17 protein-coding genes and 1 pseudogene are annotated in these 16,888 nt (G+C 64.5%); 11 read left to right on the top strand and 7 right to left on the bottom strand.

Translation table 11 applies throughout. The features are described from left to right. The first annotated feature begins 135 nt into the window (after positions 1-135). On the top strand, positions 136-657 hold the full coding sequence (locus tag O2K97_RS02670) for a lipocalin family protein (RefSeq protein WP_105625222.1): 522 nt from the start codon (positions 136-138) through the stop codon (positions 655-657). A gap of 45 nt (positions 658-702) precedes the next feature. Continuing rightward, positions 703-1,146 carry a DNA repair putative endonuclease MmcB gene (gene mmcB / locus O2K97_RS02665; RefSeq protein ID WP_017506253.1) on the top strand — a complete coding sequence of 148 codons (444 nt, stop codon included), beginning with the start codon at positions 703-705 and terminating at the stop codon, positions 1,144-1,146. On the opposite strand, the gene O2K97_RS02660 is transcribed toward mmcB, so the two are convergent. Both O2K97_RS02660 and O2K97_RS02655 read right to left on the bottom strand, forming a co-directional pair. Continuing rightward, positions 1,143-1,925 carry a C40 family peptidase gene (locus tag O2K97_RS02660; RefSeq protein ID WP_269220343.1) on the bottom strand — a complete coding sequence of 261 codons (783 nt, stop codon included), beginning with the start codon at positions 1,923-1,925 and terminating at the stop codon, positions 1,143-1,145. The genes mmcB and O2K97_RS02660 overlap by 4 nt on opposite strands. A gap of 83 nt (positions 1,926-2,008) precedes the next feature. After that, complete coding sequence (locus O2K97_RS02655) at positions 2,009-3,391, bottom strand: leucyl aminopeptidase family protein (protein ID WP_269220342.1); 1,383 nt, start codon at positions 3,389-3,391, stop codon at positions 2,009-2,011. A gap of 86 nt (positions 3,392-3,477) precedes the next feature. On the opposite strand from O2K97_RS02655, the gene O2K97_RS02650 reads away from it, so the two are divergent. From O2K97_RS02650 to O2K97_RS02620, 7 genes are all read left to right on the top strand, one after another. Then, entirely contained in the window at positions 3,478-4,314 is an 837-nt protein-coding gene (locus O2K97_RS02650) for a tetratricopeptide repeat protein (protein ID WP_269220341.1), read from the top strand. Positions 4,315-4,356: 42 nt separating this feature from the next. Continuing rightward, positions 4,357-5,016 (top strand): HAD-IA family hydrolase, encoded by a 660-nt coding sequence (locus O2K97_RS02645; protein WP_269220340.1) that lies wholly within the window; start codon positions 4,357-4,359, stop codon positions 5,014-5,016. Positions 5,017-5,073: 57 nt separating this feature from the next. Continuing rightward, the gene (locus tag O2K97_RS02640) at positions 5,074-5,529 is read left to right on the top strand and encodes an iron-sulfur cluster assembly scaffold protein (RefSeq protein WP_269220339.1); all 456 of its coding nucleotides are present in this window, start codon (positions 5,074-5,076) and stop codon (positions 5,527-5,529) included. Positions 5,530-5,608: 79 nt separating this feature from the next. Then, positions 5,609-5,845, top strand: coding sequence for a membrane protein insertion efficiency factor YidD (gene yidD, locus O2K97_RS02635; protein ID WP_269220338.1), 237 nt, complete (start codon positions 5,609-5,611; stop codon positions 5,843-5,845). Then, positions 5,842-7,776 (top strand): threonine--tRNA ligase, encoded by a 1,935-nt coding sequence (gene thrS, locus O2K97_RS02630; RefSeq protein ID WP_269220337.1) that lies wholly within the window; start codon positions 5,842-5,844, stop codon positions 7,774-7,776. Before yidD ends, thrS begins: the two co-directional genes overlap by 4 nt. A 90-nt stretch (positions 7,777-7,866) precedes the next feature. Continuing rightward, entirely contained in the window at positions 7,867-8,367 is a 501-nt protein-coding gene (locus O2K97_RS02625) for a ferritin-like domain-containing protein (RefSeq protein WP_269220336.1), read from the top strand. Positions 8,368-8,553: 186 nt separating this feature from the next. Further along, positions 8,554-9,858 (top strand): sensor histidine kinase, encoded by a 1,305-nt coding sequence (locus O2K97_RS02620; protein ID WP_269220335.1) that lies wholly within the window; start codon positions 8,554-8,556, stop codon positions 9,856-9,858. Here the strand turns inward: O2K97_RS02620 and O2K97_RS02615 are convergent. The 5 genes and pseudogenes from O2K97_RS02615 to argB form a co-directional block, all read right to left on the bottom strand. Further along, positions 9,859-10,386, bottom strand: a pseudogene (locus O2K97_RS02615) (2,3,4,5-tetrahydropyridine-2,6-dicarboxylate N-succinyltransferase); the annotation flags it as partial. A 132-nt stretch (positions 10,387-10,518) separates the two neighbouring features. Next, positions 10,519-12,012, bottom strand: coding sequence for a GSCFA domain-containing protein (locus O2K97_RS02610; protein WP_269220334.1), 1,494 nt, complete (start codon positions 12,010-12,012; stop codon positions 10,519-10,521). A gap of 105 nt (positions 12,013-12,117) precedes the next feature. After that, positions 12,118-12,987: a 2,3,4,5-tetrahydropyridine-2,6-dicarboxylate N-succinyltransferase gene (gene dapD, locus O2K97_RS02605; protein WP_269220333.1), complete on the bottom strand. Its 870-nt coding sequence runs from the start codon at positions 12,985-12,987 to the stop codon at positions 12,118-12,120. Further along, positions 12,984-13,658 (bottom strand): pyrimidine 5'-nucleotidase, encoded by a 675-nt coding sequence (locus tag O2K97_RS02600; RefSeq protein WP_269220332.1) that lies wholly within the window; start codon positions 13,656-13,658, stop codon positions 12,984-12,986. The genes dapD and O2K97_RS02600 overlap by 4 nt, the downstream gene beginning before the upstream one ends. After that, entirely contained in the window at positions 13,655-14,584 is a 930-nt protein-coding gene (gene argB / locus O2K97_RS02595) for an acetylglutamate kinase (RefSeq protein WP_017506718.1), read from the bottom strand. The genes O2K97_RS02600 and argB overlap by 4 nt, the downstream gene beginning before the upstream one ends. A 115-nt stretch (positions 14,585-14,699) precedes the next feature. Here argB and kdsA point away from each other — a divergent pair, with 115 nt between their 5' ends. Together kdsA and O2K97_RS02585 are read left to right on the top strand one after the other, a co-directional pair. Further along, a complete protein-coding gene (gene kdsA / locus O2K97_RS02590; RefSeq protein WP_194943592.1) occupies positions 14,700-15,569 on the top strand; it encodes a 3-deoxy-8-phosphooctulonate synthase in 870 nt (289 codons plus the stop codon). 19 nt (positions 15,570-15,588) lie between these two features. After that, positions 15,589-16,881 carry a glycosyltransferase family 4 protein gene (locus tag O2K97_RS02585; protein WP_269220331.1) on the top strand — a complete coding sequence of 431 codons (1,293 nt, stop codon included), beginning with the start codon at positions 15,589-15,591 and terminating at the stop codon, positions 16,879-16,881. Positions 16,882-16,888 lie beyond the last annotated feature (7 nt).

The raw sequence follows: 16,888 nt of genomic DNA, 5'->3' as shown, positions 1-16,888 counted from the left end.
GTCTGCCGCAGCGCTCAAGACCTCACACGATCCATCCGCATATAAGTGTTGCGTGTGTACTGAGCGCATAATTGTTGGCGACAACCACCAGTATGTACGCTAGGCTACTCGCTCAAACTGAACGAGGATATGTCGATGATACGCGCCAGCCTGATCGCCGCCTCCGCGGTCTTGTCACTCATTCCCGCCACCGCGTTCGCCCAGTCGCAAAGCGTCGATCTAGGTCGGTTCGACGGGCGTTGGTTCGAGATCGAACGCAGTCAGAACGACGTCCAGAAGGACTGCAGTCGCAAACAGATCGACTTCAACCCGAGCTTTGGCGACGATCGATATTCTATGGCCGTCAGATGCACCAGAAGCGACGACGGCGGTGTTGAAACACTGCGCAGGAACGCCCGCGTCACCAACACGTCCACCAACGCCAAGTTCACGTTCAGCCGGAATGGCATCAGCGTAGGCCGTTTGGCGGGCGACAGCTATCGCGTCTGGGATCACGCACCGGACTACAGCTGGGCTATCATGGGTCTTCCTGACAAGTCGAATTGGTGGGTCTGGCATCGCGATCAGAATGCATCTCAGGCCGAACGCGACCAAATTCTAGCTCACGTTCGTGCCCTGGGCTTCAGCACAAGCGATTTGGTCCGAACCGGCCTCTAAGGCGCCGCTTGCGATAGGAACGTAGGCAGAACATAAGCTGTCGGCATGTCCGCCGTCGCCCATCTCGAACTCGTCTTCAGCCGCCCCGAGACCACGCTTTCGGTGACGCGCGGCGCGGCGCGGCTGATGATGGACATGGGCTATGCGCCACTCCTGGAAGTCTGCCTGCCCAACGGTCGCCGCGCCGATGTCATGGCGATCGGGCGCAAGGGCGACATCGCCATCTGCGAGGTCAAGTCGGGCGTCGAGGACTATCGCGTCGACCGCAAATGGCATGAGTACGGGCCGTTCTGCGACGCCTTCTTCTTCGCCGTCGCGCCCGAGTTTCCGCAGGACATCCTGCCCGAAGAACCGGGCCTGATCGTTGCAGACGGTTTCGGCGGGGCGGTCGTGCGAGACGCGCCGGTGATCGGCTTGGCGCCCGCCCGCCGCAAGGCGCTGACGCTGGCTTTCGCCCGGCTGGGCGCGATGCGGACCTTGCGGGACTAGAGCCGACGGAAGACGGCGGTCGCGAAACCCTCGGCGACCAGACGCGCCTCGACCTCGGCCAGGGTCTCGATCACCACGCCCTTGCCGCCCGTCGCGTGAATGATGCGTTCGCCATCCAGCATCAGCGCCGAATGGCCCGTCCAGTCCTGATCGTCGTTCGGCGCCAGCCAGACGACGATATCGCCGCGCTTAAGGTCCGACAAAAACACCGCTCGACCCAGCAGGGCCTGCGCGTCCGACCGGCGGGGACCGGGCAGGCCGCATGCCAGAAGGGCCTGCTGCACCAGGCCGGAACAGTCGGTGGAGATCGAAGACCGCGCGCCCAACTCATGCGGACGGCCGAGCAGCCGCTCGGCCACCGCGACCAGATCCGTCTCGAACGCGCCCATGGGTTTCAGATCAGCCTCAGCCACATCCGTCGTCTCGACCACCAAAGCGTTCAGCGGCAGGGCGGCATCCACGCCGGCGATCCAGTGCGTCGCCAGCGGCGCGCCGGCCGACAGACTGTCCAGGACGACCCAGCCGACGACGCCGTCTCGACGCGCCCGGCCCCAGGCTCGTCCGTTCGAACGATCAAGGACGTCGAAGATCTCGCCATGCAGCAGCTGGTCGATCCGACCGTCGGCGTCCGACAGGATGTCGGCCACGGCGACACGACAATGCATGGCCTCGGTCGCCCGATAGGCGTCTGCGCGCACCAGCCCTTCCAACGCCTGTTCGGCGAGTTCAGGGCGAACGAGTCGATCGCCGGGCGGAAGAAGGTCGAGGACGTCGGTCAACGTGAACTCGCATTGCTGAACCCACAGCCTTATCCCCCGATGGCTTAGGGGCCGTTAACGCGGGACGCTTTTGCGAAAGAAAATCAACAGAACCGCGTTCTGAGATATTGGAAGCAGGCTCTCAGCGCCTGGGCCTCGCCGCCTTCCGGATGGCCGGGGCGGGCGCGGGGGTTCCAGGCGAAGATGTCCATGTGCGCCCAGGCCCCGGTGGTCGGGGCGAACTTTTGCAGGAACAGGGCGGCCGTCACCGAGCCGGCCTGGGCCCAGCCGGCCGGGTCGTTCCGGAGATCCGCGATCTCGGCGTCCAGCGCGCCGCGATAGCCGGGCCACAGCGGCATCCGCCACAGGGGATCGCGCACCTGACCCGCCGCAGCAAGCAGCCCGGCGGCCAGACCTTCGTCGTCAGTATAAAGCGGCGGCAGCTCCGGGCCCAGGGCGATCCGCGCGGCGCCGGTCAGGGTCGCGAAGTCCAGCGTCAGGTCGGGTTGGTGCTCGCCTGCCCGTGTCAGGGCGTCGGCTAGGATCAGCCGGCCTTCGGCGTCCGTATTGCCGATCTCGATGGTCAGCCCCTTGCGGCTGTTCAGGATGTCGCCGGGCCGGAAGGCGTCGGCCGACACGGCGTTCTCGACCGCCGCGACGATGACCACCAACCGCACGGGCAGGTCGGCCTGCATCACCAAACGCCCCAAGGCCAAGGCATGGGCCGAGCCGCCCATATCCTTCTTCATATTGCGCATTCCGGCGGCGGGCTTCAGGTCCAGGCCGCCGGTGTCGAACACCACCCCCTTGCCGACCAGGGCGACCAGCGGCACGTCGGTTCGGTCCAGCTTCCAGCCGATCTCGATCAGGCGCGGCGCCCGGTGCGGGGCGGCGGCGCGCCCCACGGCGTGGACGGCCGGATAGTTGTCTTCCAGCAGGGCGTCGCCGGTCGTGATGGTGATCTCGGCGCCGGTGCTCTCTGCGATCTCGCGGGCGATGGTTTCGATCTGCAACGGCCCCATGTCGGCGGCGGGCGTATCGACCATTTCGCGCGCCAGGGCGCAGGCGGCGGCGATGCGCGAGATTTCGGCGACATCCACCCCGGCCGGCGCGACCAGCCGCACGGGCGTCCGGTCCGGCCGGGCCTTGTAGCGGTCGAAGACATAGGCCCCCAGTAGGAAGGCCAGGGTCGCCAGTTCCGCGTCCTGCGCGGCGACCTCGAGCCGATACAGACCGCCCGGCAGTCGCGCCGACAGCCCTCGCACGCTCATCGGGTCGAAGGTCGCGCCCACGCCGACAACCACCTGGCCGATCTCGCCGTCCGCGTCCGGCACGACCAACAGCTGGCCCGGCTTGCCTTCGAACCCATGCCGATCGCCCCAGCGGCGGGCCGCACCCTCCAGCACGCCGCCCGCCTGAATGAAGCGGATCGGGATGGCGCCGTCGCCGTCTTGGGCGGAAACCAGCAGGGGATGCGAGACGGACATGAGGCCCTCGAAACGAAGTTAACCATCGGTTGACGCGAACCGGCGATTCTAGAGGCGAGACCTCTAGGACCGTCTGGACCTGACCCATGTCGCGCATGCCCGCCCTTCTCGCAACCGTCGCCCTGATCGCCCTGTCCGGCACGCCGACGCTGGCGGCTGATCCGACGGCGGCGTCCGCAGCCCAGGCTCGCGCGCCGTCGTCCGCTGCGGTGCGGGCCACCTATGACCGGATGGACGCCCTGTCGCGCTCGGTCTTCTGGGCCTCGGAGCAGCAGGCCGATCCGACCGACGCCGTGGCGGGCGTGAAACTGGCCCAGGCCCTGCGAGAGCTGGGCCGCTACGATCAGGCGGCCGAGGCCGCGCAGGCGACCCTGACGATCCAGCCCAACAATCTGGACGCCCTGCTGGAGCTGGGCCGCGCCCACATCGCGCGCGGCCAAGCCTTTTACGGCGTCGCGCCGCTGGAGCAGGCGCGCGACCTGGCGCCACGCGATTGGCGCCCCTATTCCCTTCTGGGCGTGGCCTATGAGCAGGTGCGTCGCACCGACGACGCGCGCGCCGCCTGGAACCAGGCCCTGGCCCTGTCGCCCGACAACCCCGATGTCCTGACCAACGCCGCCACCGCCGCCCTGACGCATGGCGATGCGCCGGGCGCCGAGACCCTGCTGCGCCGCGCCGTGGTCCAGCCGACCGCCTCGGCCAAGGTGCGCCAGAACCTGGCCATGGTGCTGGGCCTTCAAGGCAAGATGGGCGAGGCCGAACAGATCCTGCGCCGCGAACTGCCGCCCGAACAGGCCGAGCAGAATCTGCAATGGCTGCGTTCGCGCAGCACAGGGGGCGCTGCGACGTCCGGCGGCGGCGCGGCAAATCCGTCGCCCGCGACCGACACCGCCCGCACCTGGAATTCGCTGCAAGGCAGCTGATCCGCCCGTTGCGGTCTGACCGCCCGCATGGTGGATGAGACCATGACCGCCTTCCCCGCGTCCCACGCCTATCAGGCCTTCCTGTTCGACATGGACGGCACCCTGATCACCTCGACCCTGGCCGCCGAGCGCGTCTGGACCCGCTGGGCCGCGCGCCACGGGCTGGATGTCGCCGCCTTCATCCCCACCATCCACGGTGTCCGCGCCATCGACACCATTCGTCGCCAGAACCTGCCCGATATCGACCTGGACGCCGAGGTCGCCTGGGTCGAGCGCGGCGAGATCGAGGACGTGGAAGGCGTCGCCCCCATCGCCGGCGCCATCGACTTCGTCAAACGCCTGCCGCCCGACCGCTGGGCCGTGGTCACCTCCGCTTCAGTCCCGCTGGCGCGCGCCCGTCTGAAGGCCGCAGGCGTGACCCCGCCCGCCGTCATGATCACCGCCGAAGACGTCGAACGCGGCAAGCCCGACCCGGCCGGCTATCTGAAGGCCGCCGCGACCCTGGGCTTCGACATCGCGGACTGCCTGGTGTTCGAGGACGCCGAGGCCGGGATCAAGGCGGGTGAAGCGGCCGGCGCCGACGTGCTGGTCGTCACCGCCGCCTGGACCCATCCGCTGGAAACCGATCATCCTACACTGGCGGGCTATGCGGATGCGGATCTGGAAGTCCGATCCGATGGGCGTCTCGTCCTGACACTTTGAATCCTCCCCCATTACGCTGCGCTTCACGGGGGAGGACTGAGCGCCTATCTTCGCCCCATGATCGACGACCTCTACAGCGCGCGCATCCTGTCTCTGGCGGCGAACCTGCCGCATTCGGGGCGTCTGCCAGCTCCTCAAGGCACCGGCGAGCGGGTGGCGAAACTGTGCGGGTCGCGCGCGACGGTCGATGTGACGCTGGACGACGACGGCCGCATCGCCGACTTCGCCCAGGACGTAAAAGCCTGCGCGCTCGGCCAGGCCGCCGCCGGGGTGCTGGGTCAGTCTGTGATCGGCGCGTCGGTCGATGATCTCAAGGACGCCCGCGACGCCATGATCGCCATGCTGAAATCCGGCAGCGACGGCCCCGTCGGCCGGTTCGAGGATTTGCGCCTGCTGAAACAGGTCGCCGACTACCCCGCCCGCCACGCCTCGACCCTGGTCTCGCTGGAGGCGACGCTGGAGGCGATGAACGAGGCCCTCGCCGCCCGAACTCGTCTCGCCGGCGCGGCCTGACGGGCACGACCGGTTGATCCCCCTGCTGCAACAGGGGATAAGCGCGGCGAACCTCTCAAGCCCCCGGCGAAGGGACGTGATGTCTCTCTATGAACGCGGCGTGCGCGCGGCCCATCGGGGCTACAAGCTGACGCTGTCCCCCCTGATCGGCCAGCAGTGCCGCTTCCTGCCGACCTGTTCGGATTACGGGCGCGACGCCCTGCTCCAGCACGGACCGGTAAAGGGGGGATGGCTCACCGTGCGCAGGCTCTGTAAATGCCATCCCTTCGGCGGGTCGGGATACGACCCGGTTCCGCCAGTAAAGACGAAGCCATGATCGACTTGAAATTCCCCGATGGCGCGGTGCGCCAATACCCGGCCGGCTCTACGGCGCGCGACGTCGCGACCTCCATCTCGCCGTCGCTGGCGAAGAAGGCCGTGCTGGCCGAACTGAACGGCGAGCAGCGCGACATGGGCCGGGTGCTGGAGACGGGCGGCGACTTCCGCCTGATCATGCGCGACGACCCCGCCGCCCTCTATACGATCCGCCACGACACCGCCCACGTCCTGGCCGAGGCCGTCCAGACCCTGTTCCCTGGCACCCAGGTCACGATCGGCCCGGCGATCGAGGACGGTTTCTACTACGACTTCTACCGCGAAGAGCCCTTCTCGACCGACGACTTCGCCGCCATCGAAAAGGAGATGGGCCGGATCGTGGATCGCGACGCCAAGTTCGAACGCGAGGTGTGGGAGCGGGACGACGCCATCCAATTCTTCGAGGCGCGCGGCGAGAAGTTCAAGGCCGAGCTGATCCGCGACCTGCCGGGAACCGAGACCATCACCCTATACAAACAGGGCGACTGGATCGACCTGTGCCGGGGCCCGCACTTCCCCTCGACGCGCCACGTCGGCAAGGCGTTCAAACTGACAAAGCTGGCCGGGGCCTATTGGCGGGGCGATTCCAAGCGCGAGCAGCTGCAACGCATCTACGGCACCGCCTGGGCGACCAAGGAGGATCTGGACGCGCATTTGCAGCGTCTGGAAGAGGCCGAAAAGCGCGACCACCGCAAGGTCGGCAAGGCCATGGAGCTCTTCCATATGCAGGAAGAGGGCCGGGGCATGGTCTTCTGGCACCCGAAGGGCTGGGTGCTGTGGCGCGTGCTCGAGGCCTATATGCGCCGCCGCCTTGACGCCGCCGGCTATGTCGAGGTCAAGACGCCCCAGGTTCTGGACCGCAAATTCTGGGAGCAGAGCGGTCACTGGGACAAGTACCGTCCGAACATGTTCGTCTGCGAGACGGTCGAGGGCGAGGAGTTGTCCCTCAAGCCGATGAACTGTCCCGGCCACGTCCAGATCTTCGACCAGGGCCAGCGGTCCTATCGCGAACTGCCCCTGCGTATGGCCGAGTTCGGCGCCTGCCACCGCTATGAGCCGTCGGGATCGCTGCACGGCCTGATGCGCGTGCGCGGCTTCACCCAGGACGACGCCCACATCTTCTGCCGCGAAGACCAGATCGTCGAGGAGACGGCCGAGTTCATCAAACTGGCCCGCAGCGTCCACGCCGATCTCGGCATGGAGACGGCCTATATCAGCCTGGGCACCCGGCCCGAGAACCGCGCCGGCACGGACGAGTTCTGGGACAAGGCCGAAACCCTGATGGCCGAGGCCGCCCGCGCCGCCGGAACAGAGCCGGTCGTGACCGAGGGCGACGGCGCCTTCTATGCGCCCAAGCTGGACTTCATCGTCAAGGACGCCATCGGCCGCGAGTGGACCTGCGGCACGATCCAGCTGGACTACGTCCTGCCCGAACGTCTGAACGCCACGTACATCGCCGAGGACGGCCAGAAGCACCGGCCGGTCATGCTGCACCGGGCGATCCTGGGGTCGTTCGAGCGCTTCATCGGCATCATGATCGAGAACTACGCCGGCGCCTTCCCGCTGTGGCTGGCTCCGACCCAGGCGGTGGTGGCCACCATCACCTCGGACGCCGACGATTACGCCCGCGATGTGATGGCCAAGTTCAAGGCCGCCGGCCTGCGCACCGAAATCGACCTGCGCAACGAGAAGGTCGGCTATAAGGTCCGTGAACACTCGGTCGGCAAGGTGCCGGTCATCGCCGTCGTCGGCCGCAAGGAGGCCGAAGAAGGCATGGTCGCCATCCGCCGTCTGGGCTCGCAAGAGCAGACGGTGGTGACGGTGGAGGAGGCCATTCGCATCCTGACCGACGAGGCGACCCCGCCGGATCTGAAGCGGGCGACCGCCGCCTAGGCCCGGATTCGGACACAGGAACATAAGCCGGCCTGATCGCTTGTGATGGGGTGCGCCCCCCGCGCCCCATCACCATTGCGAGACACGACCATGGCCGAGAAGACCCTCGACACCCTGTTCCACGACACGCTCAAGGACATCTATTACGCCGAGCGCAAGATCCTGAAGTCCCTGCCCAAGATGGCCCGCGCCGCTCAGTCGCCCGAGCTGAAGGCGGCCTTCGAAAAGCACAAGGACCAGACCGAAGGTCAGGTCGAACGCCTGCAACAGGTGTTCGAAATCATCGGCAAGGCCCCCCGCGGCAAGACCTGCGACGCCATCGAGGGCATTCTGGCCGAGGGCGACGAGATCATGGAGGAATACAAGGACAACCCGGCCCTCGACGCCGGCCTGCTGGCCGCCGCCCAGGCGGTGGAGCACTATGAGATCACCCGCTACGGCACCCTGAAGCGCTGGGCCAATGTCCTGGGCCTGAAGGACGCCGCCGCCCTGCTGGACGAGACCCTTCAGGAAGAAGCCCAGACCGACGAAGACCTGACCGGCATCGCCGACGCGGCTGTCAATGCGGACGCCATAAAGACAGCCGCCTGATACAGAGATGGGAGGCGGCTGACGACCGCTTCCTGCCTATCCGCGCATTCCGCGCTATGTCCGACGCCGGACACTTCGCGCATAAAGCTTAGCGTTCATAGTCTCTTAGTCGGATTTGGGCGACGATGCGTCATCGAACCCCGAGATCCGACGATGACGAACCACACGCGAGGCCAAGATCGCTCATTGCTGCAGCATCTGATTGCCAACGGTCATATGCGGTATCTGATCATCGCCAGTTGGGCGGTCGCCCTTTTTACCGTCACCGATTTGGCGACCGCAGTCTTGTGGTTTGCAGCAGGGACCGCGTCGGGCCTGCTGCGGACCTTCGTCGAACGTGTTCTTGTGCTGAGGGATGAAGGACTGCACGGCCGGATCAAGCTGACGGCCGCCACCATTTCCTGCATCGCCTGGTCAGCGGCGCCTCTGCTCGCCTTCCTCTACGGCGGTGCCTATGGCGTGCCGTTGGGCGTGGCTCTTCTGATGGCCGGCTATGTGTTGGTCTTCACCCAGATGCGCGCCGCGCCCCGCGAGGCCCTGATCGCATCGGCGCCCTATTCGGTGGTCGTGGTGCTGCTGTTGGCAAAACTGTGGGGCACGCCCGGCTTTTGGGTGGTGCTCAGCATGATCCCGGTTCTGGCGCTGGCCTTGGTGATCAAGGTGGCGATCAATCAGATGAAGGACAACGATCTGGAGGCCGTGAACCGACGCCAAGCCGAACTGATCTCCGAGTTGGAAGCCGCCCGCGACCGGGCGGACGCCGCCAGCGCTGCCAAATCCAGCTTCCTCGGCGTCATCTCTCATGAGCTTCGCACGCCGATGAATGGGGTTCTGGGGGCCGCACAACTGTTGCAGATGTCCGAGCTCAGCGACCGCCAGAAAGAATTCGTCGGGGTCATCCGCGACTCCGGTGAAGGGCTTATGGTGCTGCTGAACGACATCCTCGACATCACCAAGATCGAGTCCGGCAAGATGGAACTGGACTTCGTCGATGTCGAAGCCGAGACCCTCGCCGCCCGCCTGACAGGCCCGTTCAAGGCCCAGGCCGAAGCGCGCGGCCTGACCTTCGTGACCGACATCCGGGGCCCGCTGCCGCCGCTTCTCAGAATGGACCCGCTGCGCCTGGCGCAGGTGACGCATAACCTGCTGGCCAACGCCATCAAGTTCACGCCCCAGGGCGAGGTTCGCCTGATTATCGACAGCGAGCCGGCAGGCGAGGGCCGCACGACCTTACGACTTGGTGTGGTCGATTCCGGCATCGGCATCGCCGCCGACGATCTGACGCGCCTGTTCCAGCCCTTCTCTCAGGTGGACGGGTCGTCCACACGCAAGTTTGGCGGCACCGGCCTGGGCCTCAGCATCTGCCAGCGTCTGGCCGCCCTGATGGACGGCGAGATCACGGTGACGTCGACCCCCGGCAAGGGATCGACCTTCACCCTTCACGCGACCTTCGACACGCCTCAGATCGAGGCCGTGCGCGTCGCCGCTTGATCAGTCGCGCAGCAGTTCGTTGACGCCGGTCTTGGCCCGCGTCTGCGCGTCAACACGCTTGACGATGACGGCGCAATACAGCGACGGCCCGCCATTAGGATCCGGCAGTGAGCCCGGCACGACCACCGAATAGGCCGGCACCTCGCCCCGGAACACTTCTCCGGTCGCCCGGTCCACGATCTTGGTCGAGCCTGACACATAGATGCCCATGGCCAGGACCGCGCCCTCGCGCACGATCACGCCCTCGGCGACCTCGGCGCGGGCGCCGATGAAAAAGCCGTCCTCGATGATGGTCGGATTGGCCTGCAGCGGCTCCAGCACGCCGCCAATGCCCGCGCCGCCCGACAGGTGCACATTCTTGCCGATCTGGGCGCAGGAGCCGACCGTGGCCCAGGCGTCCACCATCTAGCCCTCATCGACGAAGGCGCCGATGTTCACGAACGACGGCATCAGCACCACGTTCCTGGCGATATGCGCGTCGTGGCGGACGATGGCGCCGGGCACCGAGCGGAAGCCAGGCGACTGATAATCCGACAACTACGACGATAGGTTGCAGGAAAAATCCGAACCAGCAAAGACCTGAACCGAATCGCCGACAACGCCGTCATGACCACATCGCCTGATAGTTACGAGAGACGGCCGCAAGGCCGCCTCCTTATTTTATGCGCCGATGGATTGGCGCTCAACGAGCGCCAATCCATCGGCTGCTCGCTGGTCGTCCGGCGCGAGCGTCAGTGCCTTTTGAAACAGCGCTTTGGCCTGTTCGAAAAGCCCCGCTCGACGCGCCTCTTCTCCATAACGCCAGGCGTGGTCTGGGGCATCAGGAGCTAAGCGAAACGCATTGTCGAAGAAAACAAGTGCCCGATCTCTGCGTGCTAAACGCGCGTTTCCTAGGCCAAGCTTATAGTGGAGCCTTGCGTCAAGCGGCGTCTCTGCCAGGGCGGCTTTCAAGGCGGAGACGCCTTCGATCGGTCGCCGCGCCCGAAGGTAGGCGACGCCCTTCGACGTCAGAACATCGCCGCGCTCCTCGTCAGTCATCTCATGGCCGTATTGGTCGAACAAAGCGCCGAATCCTGCCGCCGCATCATCATAGTTCGCCAACTTGAAGTGCTTGTCGGCCCAGCGACGAAGCTCGTCACGACTTTTCGGCTGTTCCTCGACTTCTATACGGACTTCGTCCTCGACCACGACATCGGGGCAATAAGCCTTGACCACCGAATTCATGATCCCTTGCACAACGTTTGGCCGGACGTGAATATTGTCTACCTCATACGCGCGCGCGCGATCAGTCAAGGTCACGACTTCGTAGCTTGGGAAGTAATCTACGTCGTTATGAGCGGCGGAAAAGACCTGACAGGCTGCGCGTTGAACGCTCTTACTATAGCAATTCGCCGCAAGGGCATCTTCCCCACTAAACGTCGCCTTAAAGGGCACTGGCGATGTTGTGATCAACATCTTGGCATTCATATTTGAGTATTTCGCCACCAGTGCATGAATGCGCTCAAGACTGTCCAAAATTTCGTCGTGGGTCAGAACGTCGAGCGTAAAGCGCCCCGGGTACCGTTTAAGCGCTGCGGGAGGAGGCGCGCCGTTCAGATACAGTTGGGTTTCGAGGTCGAACCACGACTCGGCTAGCCCTAGGGTTATGATCACCAGACCGCAGCGCGCCAGCTCTCGCGTCGCGGCCATAACCTGATCATGTCTGGCTTTCACCCGCTCGAACGATGAGGGCAACAGATTTGGTGCCAGTTGAGGATCGTGCCAGAATCCATCCTCAAGCTCCAGGAACAGCTTTTCCGGCTTGATCGACACACCCTCGAACGCCCACCGAATCTCATTCTCAATGGAGTGAACGCTGTATTTGTTGAGAATATCGTTTGCAGTTTCGCTGACACGCTCATCTCGAGGGATATCGACCTTCGTCATTGGCAGGTCAAAACCCAACTCCTGAAGGTGCCGCTCAATGTTGCGTGCGAAACACGAGCCGATAGTCAGGACAGGCGTATCCAGACCAAACGAAAAGGTCGGCGTAACCGCGACCTGAGCCACGCCTTCTAACCGCTTCCCATTCTTCCGCCCGTCGGGCCAGGCAGCGACGCGATTACGTCGTAAGCTCGCAAAGGCGTCATCGGCAGGGATACGAACGACCGGCATCTTATTACTCCAGAAAGCTAGTTAGCCCATCTCAACATCTCGCCCTCGGCCAACGCAACCGTCGCGTTGGTTTTGCGCGAGATGGGGCTTTAGAGGAGCGTATTTTCAGTCGCGCAGCAGCTCGTTGACGCCGGTCTTGGCCCGCGTCTGCGCGTCCACACGCTTGACGATGACGGCGCAATACAGCGACGGCCCGCCATTGGGATCCGGCAGCGACCCCGGCACGACCACCGAATAGGCCGGCACCTCGCCCCGGAACACTTCGCCCGTCGCCCGGTCCACGATCTTGGTCGAGCCCGACAGATAGACGCCCATAGCCAGGACCGCGCCCTCGCGCACGATCACGCCCTCGGCCACCTCGGCGCGGGCGCCGATGAAACAGCCGTCCTCGATAATGGTCGGATTGGCCTGCAACGGCTCCAGCACGCCGCCGATGCCCGCGCCGCCCGACAGGTGCACATTCTTGCCGATCTGGGCGCAGGAGCCGACCGTGGCCCAGGCATCGACCATCGAACCCTCGTCGACGAAGGCGCCGATGTTAACGAACGACGGCATCAGCACCACGTTTTTGGCGATATGCGCGCCGTGACGGACGATGGCGCCGGGCACCGAGCGGAAGCCGGCCGACTGATAATCCGACGCGGTCCAGTCGCCGAACTTGTTGGGCACCTTATCCCAGAAGGGACCGACGGCGACGGGATGATCCACCGACAGCGGCATGACGGACGGCGCGCCCGCCCGCATGATCTGGTTATCGTTCAGACGGAAGGACAGCAGCACCGCCTTCTTCAGCCACTGATGCGTGGTCCAGACGCCATCCGCGCCGCGCGAGGCGACGCGCGCCTGCCCGGAATCCAGCAGGGCCAAGGCGGTGTCGACGGCGTCGCACACCTCGCCATGCGTGGCGGCGGACACCTCGGCGCGCTGTTCCCAGGCGGCCTCGACGACGGATTCGAGATGCGACAGATCGGTCATGCGGCGTCCTTGAAGCTCAGGTCGGAGAGGAAGTCGAAAAGGTCGGGGGCCACATGGTCGATATGCGGCCCGACCGGCTTGCCGTGGCCGTCGCCGATCAGGACCGTCGCCATGCCCAGCGCCTTGGCCGGTTCCAGGTTCTTGGGCGTGTCCTCGAAGAAGGCGGCTCGGTGCGGATCGATGCCGAACTGCTCCAGCATCCGGCGGAAGGTCGCGGGATTGGGCTTGGGCGTCAGATCCCCATCCTCGATGGCGAAGACGCCTTCGAAACAGTCGGCGACGCCGATCCGCTCCAGAACACGATGGGCGTAGTCGCGCGCGCCGTTGGTGAAGACGTAGCAACGACCGGGCAGGGCATTCAGCCGCTCGGCCAAACGCGGATTGGGTTCGACGCCATCCAGCGGCACGTCGTGCACCTCGCGCAGGAACCGTTCAGTATCGACCGCATAGTTGGCCATCAGCCCGGCCAGGGTTGTGCCGTGCTCGTCCAGAAACTGGCGCTGCATCGCGGCTGCGGCCTCGGGCTCCAGCCCGACGGCCTCGACCACGAAGGCGTTGATGCGCGCCTGGACCAGCCGCATCAGACCCTGCTCGCGCGGATACAGGGTGTCGTCCATGTCGAACACCCAGGCGCGCACATGCCCAAGGGATGTGGAATGGGGGTCGCTCAAGACGCCTTCACCAGGGTGCCTGCGCCGAACTCTGTGAACAACTCGACCAGCATGGCGTGCGGCCGACGCCCATCCAGAATGACCACGGCTTCGACACCCGCGCGGACGGCGGCCATCGCGGTCTCCAGCTTGGGGATCATGCCGCCGGTGGCCACGCCCGTGTCGATCAGGTTTTGCGCCTCGTCCAGCGTCATCTGACGGATGATGTCGCCGTCCGCGCCTTTGACCCCCGGCACGTCGGTCAGCAGCAGCATCCGCTTGGCGTTCAGCGAACCCGCGACGGCGCCCGCCACCGTGTCGGCATTGACGTTGTAGGTCTGTCCGTCCTCAGCCACGCCGATCGGCGCGATGACCGGCACCCAGTCTTCCGTTTCAGACGCGATCAGGCCGGCGATCAGCTTGGGATCCACCTTGGTCGGTTCGCCGACATAGCCCAGGTCGACCTCGTGCTCGATCATGCTGTCGGGATCGCGCTTGGTTCGACGCGTCTTCTCGACGGTCAGCAAACCGGCATCCTTGCCCGACAGGCCGACGCCGCGCACGTCCGCCTCCTTGCCGGCCATGGTGATCCAGTGCGCGATCTCCTTGTTCACGGCGCCCGACAGCACCATCTCGGCGACTTCCATCGTCGCCGGATCGGTAACCCGCAGCCCATCGACGAAGCTGGACTTCACCCCGGCCTTGTCAAGCATGGCGCTGATCTGCGGCCCGCCGCCGTGCACCACAACCGGATTGACGCCCATCAGCTTCAGCAGCACCACATCGGCCGCAAACTGACGCGCCACGGCGCTCTCGCCCATGGCGTGACCGCCGTATTTGATGACCACGGTCTCGCGGTCATACACCTGAATGTACGGCAAGGCCTCGGCGAGCGTCTTCGCCGTCTCCCAACTGCGTTCTTCCGACTGGCGTTCTGTTTCGTTCATCACGCGCGCGAGATAGCGGGGCATGAGGGCGGTGTCACGCATTAAGCAGATGCTCCGAGGCCCGTCACAACTTGTACTATGGCCACACAGTCCTCGCTCATGTTAGGCCGCCAACATGAAAACTCCCAACGCTGTCATTACGTTGTCCGAAGGTCTTCGGACGCCTGTCGTCATCGGCGGCGGCGCAAGAATCGCTTTCATCGCCGGTCCTTGCCAGATGGAGAGCCGTCAGCACGCGCTGGAGACAGCCCACGCCCTGAAGGAAATTGGCGAGCGGTTGAATGTCGGCATCATCTACAAGACCAGTTTTGACAAGGCGAACCGGACCAGCGCCAGCGCGGCGCGTGGTATCGGTCTGAAAGACGCCATGCCGATCTTCGCCGAGATTCGCGAGGTGACCGGCCTGCCAACCCTGACCGATGTCCACTCCGAGGTTCAGTGTGGTCCGGTCGGCGAGGTCGTCGATGTGCTGCAAATCCCGGCCTTCCTCAGCCGCCAGACCGACCTGCTGCTGGCGGCCGCCGCTACCGGCAAGGCGATCAACATCAAGAAGGGTCAGTTCCTGGCTCCTTGGGACATGAAGAACGTCATCGCCAAGGTGGTCGGCGCCGGCAATCCCAACGTCATGGCCTGTGAACGCGGCGCCAGCTTTGGCTACAATACTCTGGTCAGCGATATGCGGGCGCTTCCGGTGCTGCGCGAGATCGGCTGCCCTGTCGTGTTCGATGCGACCCACAGCGTTCAGCAGCCGGGCGGGCAAGGCGCGTCGTCGGGCGGTCAGCGCGAGTTCGTGCCGGTGCTGGGCCGCGCTGCGGTGGCTGTGGGCGTCGATGCGGTCTTCATGGAAACGCACCAAGACCCGGATAATGCGCCGTCGGATGGCCCTAACATGGTGCCGCTGAGCCAATTCGAAGCCCTGGCCGCCGAACTGATCGCCTTCGACGACCTGGCCATCAAGATCGGGGCCAAGGCGCCGGTGGCTTAACGATCTGAAAAACAGCAGCATGGCTAAGGTTTGCATCGACGCGTTCAACCTCTCGCTGCCCAAGGGCTCCGGGATCGCCACATATGGGCGAAATCTGCTTGATGCGCTGTCCGATCTCGGCCATTCAGCTGAAGTTCTCTATGGCCCCCAAGGCGAAGTTTCGAAAGACAACCTGCTAAGTACAATCAGCCTGAGCGACATCACGGCTCGCAAAACCGGCGCCGGCAAGTTCACACGTTGGTGGATGACAAGAACCACCCATCGCGGTCGTACACCGACAAAGGTTGAAGTCAGCGAAGAGATAATTTGGTCCACGCTTGGAGGCGGCCGCCCTCGAGCATCAAAACACTGGGCCTCCCAGAAACTCTTCGACTATGCGCTGCGCGCTCATCGCCTCAACGGCCGCTTTACACCTGTCCTCTTTCCGGACCGGGACGCACCGGACATAATGCACTGGACGTGCCCTCTTCCCATGCACGCTCGAGGTCAGGCGAACGTCTATACATTTCACGACCTAATTCCTCTCAAGCTGCCCCACACAACCAATGAGCAGAAGGCGGCATATCTGTCGATGTGCCGTGAAATAGTCGACAGAGCAGACCATATACTGACGGTTTCCGAAACCACGCGGAACGACCTTGTCACTATGCTCTCGGCGCCCGACGACAAGATCACCACTACCTACCAGTCCGTCAGCATACCTTCAGAAATACTGAGCATGCCTGAAATAGAGGCGGAGCGATATGTCGCCGACGTCTTTGACCTGAACTGGAAAGGATATTTTCTTTTCTACGGAGCTATTGAGCCGAAGAAGAACGTCAACCGCCTTGTTGAAGCCTACCTGTCGTCCGGAGTTCGGACGCCCTTAGTAATCGTGGGCGGTCGATCCTGGCTCGATGGTGGCGAAGGCTCGCTCATCGCTTCAGTCATAGAAAGCGACAACGATCTGCGTAGAGGCAGAATAATAAAGCACGACTTCCTAAGCGCCGCGATGCTGAACACTCTGATACGTGGAGCCAGGGCAACACTGTTTCCATCTCTTTACGAAGGATTCGGGTTGCCTGTACTGGAATCCATGTTGCTGGGCACAGCGGTTTTGACGTCAACGGCCGGATCTCTGCCCGAGGTGGCGGGAGAAGCGGCCTTAATGGTCGATCCCTACGACACAGACACGATCAAGGCCGGCATCGTGAAGCTGGATGCGGACACCGACCTCGTGAACCATCTGGAACGTTCGGGGCAGCAGCAGGCGTCGAAGTTCAGTCCCGCGGCGCACAGACAACGCATAGCAGAAGCCTACGCCAAGCTTTAGTTCAAGC

This window comes from Brevundimonas vesicularis (assembly GCF_027105095.1).
GTDB lineage: Bacteria > Pseudomonadota > Alphaproteobacteria > Caulobacterales > Caulobacteraceae > Brevundimonas > Brevundimonas vesicularis_E.
The sequence above is the reverse complement of the archived record's forward strand: the minus strand, read 5'-3'. Positions and strand labels throughout refer to the sequence as shown.